9 protein-coding genes are annotated in these 6,692 nt (G+C 58.0%); 6 read left to right on the plus strand and 3 right to left on the minus strand.

Annotated features, from left to right (window positions below; all coding sequences use genetic code 11):
- The first annotated feature begins 316 nt into the window (after nt 1-316).
- The 5 genes from V3W31_08540 (at nt 317) to V3W31_08560 (ending at nt 2,351) form a co-directional block, all read left to right on the plus strand.
- Nucleotides 317-556: a hypothetical protein gene (locus V3W31_08540; protein MEE9614976.1), complete on the plus strand. Its 240-nt coding sequence runs from the start codon at nt 317-319 to the stop codon at nt 554-556.
- A 90-nt stretch (nt 557-646) separates the two neighbouring features.
- A complete protein-coding gene (locus V3W31_08545; protein ID MEE9614977.1) occupies nt 647-1,069 on the plus strand; it encodes a nucleotidyltransferase domain-containing protein in 423 nt (140 codons plus the stop codon).
- Complete coding sequence (locus tag V3W31_08550; protein ID MEE9614978.1) at nt 1,066-1,497, plus strand: DUF86 domain-containing protein; 432 nt, start codon at nt 1,066-1,068, stop codon at nt 1,495-1,497. The genes V3W31_08545 and V3W31_08550 overlap by 4 nt, the downstream gene beginning before the upstream one ends.
- A gap of 116 nt (nt 1,498-1,613) precedes the next feature.
- Nucleotides 1,614-1,982: a fluoride efflux transporter CrcB gene (gene crcB, locus V3W31_08555; protein MEE9614979.1), complete on the plus strand. Its 369-nt coding sequence runs from the start codon at nt 1,614-1,616 to the stop codon at nt 1,980-1,982.
- A gap of 27 nt (nt 1,983-2,009) precedes the next feature.
- Nucleotides 2,010-2,351, plus strand: a complete 342-nt coding sequence (locus V3W31_08560; protein MEE9614980.1) for a DUF190 domain-containing protein — start codon at nt 2,010-2,012, stop codon at nt 2,349-2,351.
- A gap of 68 nt (nt 2,352-2,419) precedes the next feature.
- Here V3W31_08560 and V3W31_08565 read toward each other — a convergent pair whose 3' ends face one another.
- The 3 genes from V3W31_08565 to V3W31_08575 all read right to left on the minus strand — a co-directional run bounded on the left by V3W31_08565 (nt 2,420) and on the right by V3W31_08575 (nt 5,977).
- Nucleotides 2,420-3,238, minus strand: a complete 819-nt coding sequence (locus V3W31_08565; GenBank protein ID MEE9614981.1) for a CsgG/HfaB family protein — start codon at nt 3,236-3,238, stop codon at nt 2,420-2,422.
- A gap of 142 nt (nt 3,239-3,380) precedes the next feature.
- Nucleotides 3,381-5,414, minus strand: coding sequence for a cation:proton antiporter (locus V3W31_08570; protein ID MEE9614982.1), 2,034 nt, complete (start codon nt 5,412-5,414; stop codon nt 3,381-3,383).
- A gap of 149 nt (nt 5,415-5,563) precedes the next feature.
- On the minus strand, nt 5,564-5,977 hold the full coding sequence (locus V3W31_08575; GenBank protein MEE9614983.1) for a hypothetical protein: 414 nt from the start codon (nt 5,975-5,977) through the stop codon (nt 5,564-5,566).
- A 176-nt stretch (nt 5,978-6,153) separates the two neighbouring features.
- Between V3W31_08575 and V3W31_08580 the strand changes: the two genes are divergently transcribed.
- Nucleotides 6,154-6,692 (plus strand): tetrahydrofolate dehydrogenase/cyclohydrolase catalytic domain-containing protein (locus V3W31_08580; GenBank protein ID MEE9614984.1); only part of this gene is annotated, 539 nt, incomplete at its 3' end.

A 6,692-nucleotide genomic window follows, 5' to 3' on the forward strand; every position in this document is an offset into this window, starting at 1 on the left:
GGACAACTTAAAGGAATTGAGATACCTGAAATCAATTTTTGGGCTGGAATTTTCTATGATTAGCTGTGCCGTCTGATGCTTTATAAACGGACTTGCAAGATAAACGTGTGCTTTTGCTTTCCTTAAAAGCCCCAAAAAGGTGCTCTCCCATGGTGATTTTATTATTTCTATCATTTGTTATCCGTGTTATCCCAACTGAGGGTAAATACGCTGCTCGTCGCGCCGCATCTTTTTTTCAAAATAGCACCCATAAACTCTGGACAAATCCCTCCACTTTGATCAATAATTTAACAAAATGAAGGAGGACAATTGTCAAATGAAGAACAGCCGAACAAAGACTTATATCTTCTACGAAATCGGCGATTCGTGCTCGGTGGAGTTCAAAATGAAAAAGGGACGATTCCACCCTACCGAAGACGCCGTTGTTATTGGTATATCAAAAGGACAAAACTTTCAAGCTGCTTTTAAAAAATTGCAGATTGAGAGCCCTTGGGTTAAAGAGTACAAATTCGATACGGTGGTTGCAAGAGAAATCGGCAAGGCCATTTATCTATGAAAGGTTGGGTTTGCTTTTTACTCGTCCTCCTTCCATTCACCTGACTCCCTGCCTGTTGCTTTTATCGGTGGTTTGTGGAAAAATGGGTCTATGGGAAAGACGGGGGAAATACTCTCGATAGAGGAGATACGGGTGGGGCTCGCCCCGATCTTCGAGGAAAAGGGCCTGAAACTCGTCCTGGTCTTCGGCTCGGTCGTCTCGGGCAAGGTGCACAAGCGGAGCGACATAGACCTCGCGTTCCTTTTCGACGACCGGCCGGACATGCTGGAGCTCACCAACCGGGTCATAAGGCTGCTTAAAACGGACAGGGTCGACGTCGTCGACCTCGGGCGCGCGAACCCGCTCCTTAAGTTCCTGGCGGCCCGCGGCGGCCGGGTCCTCTACGAGCGCTCCCCCGGCCTCTTCAGCGAGTTCTACTCGCTCGCGTTCAGGAGGTACGTCGACACGAAAAAGCTCCGCGATGCGCAGCGCACCGCGATAACCGACTTTCTCGAATCAAGGGGGCTTGCATGACACCCGTTGAAGAGGGGATTGTCAGGAAAAAACTCGGGGTAATAATCGAGGGCCTCAAGGCGCTTGAGCCCATAGGCGGGATGACGGCCGAAGAGTACGCCGCGGACCTCTACAAGAGGAAGGCGGCGGAAAGGCTCATGCAGGAGCTTATAGAGGCGGCCATAGATATAAACACCCACATAATCGTCCACACCGGCAACAACCCGCCGGAAGACTACTACGAAAGCTTTATAAAACTCGGCGGACTCGGGGTAGTCCCGAAGGCGCTCGCGGAAAGGCTCGCCCCGTCAGCGGGGCTCAGGAACAGGCTCGTCCACGAGTACGACGCCATCGAAGACACGCTCGTCCTCGCGGCGATCGGGACGGCCGAAGAGCTTTACCCGGAATACGTAAAGGAAGTAGAGGCTTATATCTCGGGCAAGAAGTAAGTAGCGGCGACTACCCGCGCCCCTTTCCCCTTCCACTCCACCGCCTAAAATGTTATATCTATGGCCGCTTAAAAAGAGCTTAGCTTAAGGATAATATTATTACGAAACTGCTGCTCATAGCCGCCGGAGGCGGTGTGGGGGCGCTACTCCGCTACGGCCTTTCGGGGCTCACCCACCGGCTGGTCGGAGCGGGCGGGGTGGTCTTCCCCTGGGGCACGCTCGTGGTGAACGTCGCGGGTGCCCTGGCAATAGGCTTCCTCTGGGAGTTGTTCGAGCGCGCCGCCGTCTCGCCAGAGCTGAGACTCTTTACATTCATAGGGCTCCTCGGAGGCTTTACGACCTTTTCGACCTTCAGTATAGAGACCTTCAGCCTGCTCCGCGACGGCGAGACCAAGCTCGCCGCCCTGAACGTCGTCCTGAGTAACGCGCTCTGCATAGCGGCCGTGTTCGCGGGCTTCGGCCTGTCACGGTATTTGGCCAGATAAAGGAGGCCGGAAAAAGGAGGTAAGAAGATGAAGCTTCCGGAAGAGGGATCACTGCTCAGAATATTCATCGGCGAGTCGGATACGTATAACGGAAAAGCCCTTTACGAAGAGATAGTGCTTAAGGCGCGCGAGCTGAACCTCGCAGGCGCGACGGTCTTACGCGGGATAATGGGTTTTGGAGCGCACTCGCGGCTGCATACCGCGAAGATCCTCCGCCTCTCCGAAGACCTGCCCGTGGTTATAGAGATAGTGGACACCGAGGAGAAGCTAAATAAACTCCTGCCGCTCCTCGACGAGATGGTCGACGAAGGGCTCATCACCCTCGAGAAGGTCAGGGTAATCAAATACAGACACGGTAAAGGCGAATAAAGAAACGGGGGCGGCCTTCGGCCGCCCCCGTCGAACTACATCGGTTTTTAAGCCGCACCACGCGCAGGTCAGTATTTGAAGTAGCTCTGCGGGGTACCCGTCACTATGTACTTCACGGCCTCGTTTATGCAGGTCCTTATGGCCTTCTCCATGGGTGTCTTGGCGTAGCTCGAAAGCCCGACCCCGAGCCCAACGTTCCCGGTCACGCCTCCCAGAAGGACCCCGAGGTTCACGTCCTTGGCAATGCCCTCGACGCGCGTGGCCGAGAGTATCTCGGAGGTCGCCGCGTCGATGATGCGTATATCCATTGCCATGTAGGACTTCTTGTATCCGCCGAGCACCCCTCCGAGCACCCCTCCTCCTATGCCGCCGATACCGCCGCCCATGCCTGTTGCATCGGGCTCCCAGCCCGTGATGGCGGCGACGACCAAGAGCTCCGCTCCCTTTACCTTGCCCTTCTTAATGGCGGTCTCCTTCTCGACGTAGCCCTCTTCGGCAAGCGCCATCTCGCCCTTCAAGGACTCGAACTCCTGGCGCTCGAGCACGCGGTAGCGGCCGCTCTGCACAAGTGAAGTGGTAAGCATGTCCTTAAGGCCCGTCATGTAGTTGGACTGCTGGTGGGTTATGATAATAGGCTTGCCGTGGCCCCTGCCCCTGCCCCTGTTCCCCATCCCGCTTATGGTGGTGGTGGATGTGCTCGACCCTCCCCCGACCTTCCAGTCGAACTTGGCCACGGCCACGGAGGCCCTGGGGCCGTGGTAGGGGGCCATCTGCGCCTGCAGCCCGGGGTCAACGGTGGCCTGAGGCTGGACCATGCCCTCCATGCACCCGCCTACGGAAAAAAGCAGTAACAAGAACGGTACGACTAATACTATACTCCTCTTCATGACAGGCCCTCCGTTATGCATTGCGACTGTTACTGGGTTTATAAAAAAAGCATACCACATGCCCGGATAAAGCACAAACCCCCCGGGAGGCCTGTCCTGAGTATAGTGGGGCCTCGTATGACATTAACCGTGCGGCAGCACCCTACTCCCCCCTTCCCCAGAAGGTCTCGTCCTTCCCCCCCGCCCCACCCTCGGCTGTGGGGCACTTCTCCTTCAGGATACGGAGCGCGACGTTAAGCTCCCCGTGGGCCCCGAGGAGCACCAGCATGTCGCCCGGGGCGAACTTGAACTCCCCCCTGGGGTTGGTGTGCGCCTTGCCGTTCCTTATGACCGCCATGACCGTGGTCCCGCCCGTCTTCCTCCTCAGGTCCAGCTCCTCGAGCGTCATACCCGCGACCCTGCAGCCCTTCTCGATAAAGAAGGTATCCATGACGCTGGTATCGAGTATCGAGGCCAGGCTCGCGAGCCTCTCGCCGGAGAGCGACGGGCTCCTCAGCATGGCATAGCCCTCCTGCCTGACGAGGTCGATCTGGTTCTGTATGATATTGGCCGGGAGGCGGTAGTCCCTAAGGACTCTGGCGAATATCTCCACCGAGGTCTCGAACTCCTCGGATATTACCTGGTCCGAGCCAAGCCGGTAGAGCTCCTCGACCTCCCCGGTGTAGCGGGTCCTGACCACTATAGAGAGGGCCGGGTTCAACTCCCGCGCCACCGTAACGCCTCTACGGGTACTTACCGGGTCGGTTATGGCGAAGACCACCATCTTGGCCCTCTCGACGGCCATCTTCTTAAGTATCTCCGGGTGGCTCGCGTCCCCGTAGTAGGCCCTGTGGCCGTCTTTCTTCGCCTTGGCGACCCTGGTGAAGTTTATGTCCAACACCAGATGCTCGATGGCCGTCTCCTTCAGCACGCGCGCGAGGTTCCGGCCGTTAAGGCCGTAGCCGACGATTATCACGTGGTTCGCGAGGTGGGTCTTCTTGGGTATCCCCTTCTGCGAGGCCCTTGCCCCGAGCTTGTGCGCTATCCGGAAGGCCGCGGACGAGGAGAACTTGAAGATAAAGGGCGTTATGGCCATGGTTATTATGGAGACGGCGAGGAGCGTCTGGTAGAGCCCCTGGCTGAGGTACCCGTCGTCCTGCCCCATCTTTATGAGTATGAAGGAGAACTCGCCTATCTGAGCCAGGTTGAAGCCGACCATGAGCGAGAGCCGGAGCGGGTAGTTAAGAATACGGCCCACCCCGATAAGTATAAGGGCCTTTACGACGAGTACGGCCGCGGCGAGGAGCAGGAGTTGGGGCATGTGGTAGACGAAGAACTGGAGCTCCAGCAGCATCCCCATGGACATGAAGAAGAGCGAGCTGAAGGTGTCCCGGAAGGGAAGGACCTCGGCCACTATCTGGTTCGAGTACTCGGACTCGGAGACCACGAGCCCGGCTATGAAGGCCCCGAGCGCGAGCGAGAGCCCCACGAGCGAGGTGAGCCACGCCGTGCCCAGGCATACGAGCACGATGGTAAGGATGAAGACCTCCCTGTTCCGGAGTTTAACCACCACGTGGAAGAGTTTCGGGGCGAGGTAGGAGACCGTCACCACTATTATGGCTATCGCGGCCACGGCCATGCCGAGCCTCTTTACGAGTTCGACGCCTGAGACCCCGGCGTCACCGCCCATACCCTCGATGACCATGACCATGAGCACCACGCAGAGGTCCTGGAAGAGGAGGATCCCCACCGAAAGGTTCCCGTGCGAGGAGCTGACCTCCCCGCTGTCCACGAGAAGTTTTAGGACTATCGCCGATGATGAGAGCGAGACTATGAAGCCCAGGAGGACGGCTACGTGGAAGGGCTGGTCGAGGAACGTGGCGAAGAGCCAGACCAGCAGGACGGTAAAGCCAATCTGGAGGCCGCCGCCGAGCATGGCCTCCCGTTTTATGTTGAGCATCCTCGTGACTGAGAACTCGAGCCCGATGGTAAAGAGCAAGAGCACTATGCCCATCTGGGCCAGTGTCTCGACCTCGGCCGGGTCGGTCACGAGCCCGAAGCCGTAAGGGCCTATGATGACGCCCGTAAGGAGAAACCCTACTATGGTGGGGAGGCCGAGCCGGACGAGGACGATGCTTATTGGTACGGAGACCGCTATGAGGATTACTATGTCTTTAAGTAACGGTATGCCTTCCACGGATCACGGCTCTCCTCCTCCCCCTATCCTCATCCCCCTCTACCTCCACATAGACGGAGAAAACCGCCCTCGGGCAGGGGGCAGGGGGGCAGGGGTATGCCGCTCGAACCGCCTTTCGGGGAAGGGGGAAGGCGGCGGCGGTAAAACGGTTACTCCTCTGTCGGTTTGCCCGGTTCTTTCGGTTCGCTCGGCTCACTCGATTTCGGGGGTTCCGAGGATTCGGCGGATTCCTTTTCCTCTTTCGTGCCGGCCCGCTCTATCTCCTCCTCGACCTCGTTCGTCTCTTTTTCGACCCCCTTTATCTCCTCGATAAGCCTCATGACCTCCTGGTTGGAGAGCGGGTTCTCGTAGGGGGGCTTTGCCATCTCGTAGACCATGCCCCCGAGGTTGGCGAAAAGTTTTTCGGCCTGCTTGTGCAGTATATGCGCCCTGTAGCGGAGCTTTCCGGTCTTCGCCACTTCCTCGCTCTTGTCCGCGGCCACCTTCGCGCCCTCCTTCATGGCGCTCCACCCCTCCTGGGCGGCCCTCTTAAGCTCTTCCTTTACTTTGTCCAAGTATGACATGACTCTCCTCCCGTCTTTTATTGGTTTGTATGGTATTCCTCTGTTTCGATAATATAGGGAGCTAAATGCCCTGTCAAGTAAAAGGCTCGGTTCTCGTGAAAAAACCCGCCCCGGCTGTGAGCCCGGGGCACAAAAATTTTGCAATCTCGGGGGTCTTAAAGTATACTAAAAAGTCCATGGCGGAGATTATAGACGGAAAGGCGCTCGCCCGGGAGCTCCGAGAGGGGCTCAAGGCCGAATGCGCGGAACTCAAGGAAAAAGGGGTCACTCCCGGCCTTGCCGTGGTGCTCGTCGGAGAGGACCCGGCCTCGCAGGTCTACGTGAGGAATAAGGAGAAGGCCTGCGCGGAGGTGGGGATAGCCTCCTTCCCGCACAGGCTCCCGGCCGAGACCGCCGAGGACGAGCTTCTCGGTCTTATCAGGAGGCTTAACGAGGACGACTCCGTACACGGCATACTCGTCCAGTTGCCGCTTCCCGGCCGCCTCGGCGAGGGCGAAAAGGAGGTAATCGAGAGCATCTCGCCGGAAAAGGACGTGGACGGCTTCCACCCCTATAACGTCGGGAGGGTCGTCCTCGGGGACCCGGTCTTCGAGCCGTGCACCCCGGCCGGTATAATGAAGCTCCTCGATTCGACCGGCCTGGAGCTTAAAGGGATGGACGCCGTCGTGGTCGGGCGGAGCAACATCGTGGGAAAGCCCGTTGCGCTGATGCTCCT

The sequence above is a fragment of the Thermodesulfobacteriota bacterium genome (assembly GCA_036482575.1).
Classification (GTDB): domain Bacteria; phylum Desulfobacterota; class GWC2-55-46; order GWC2-55-46; family JAUVFY01; genus JAZGJJ01.

Excerpts from the sequence above, each read along its gene's own strand:
- V3W31_08540 (MEE9614976.1), top strand. The coding sequence starts at position 317 with ATGAAGAACAGCCGAACAAAGACTTATATCTTCTACGAAATCGGCGAT.
- V3W31_08545 (MEE9614977.1), top strand. The coding sequence starts at position 647 with ATGGGAAAGACGGGGGAAATACTCTCGATAGAGGAGATACGGGTGGGG.
- V3W31_08550 (MEE9614978.1), top strand. The coding sequence starts at position 1,066 with ATGACACCCGTTGAAGAGGGGATTGTCAGGAAAAAACTCGGGGTAATA.
- V3W31_08560 (MEE9614980.1), top strand. The coding sequence starts at position 2,010 with ATGAAGCTTCCGGAAGAGGGATCACTGCTCAGAATATTCATCGGCGAG.
- V3W31_08565 (MEE9614981.1), bottom strand. The coding sequence starts at position 3,238 with ATGAAGAGGAGTATAGTATTAGTCGTACCGTTCTTGTTACTGCTTTTT.
- V3W31_08575 (MEE9614983.1), bottom strand. The coding sequence starts at position 5,977 with ATGTCATACTTGGACAAAGTAAAGGAAGAGCTTAAGAGGGCCGCCCAG.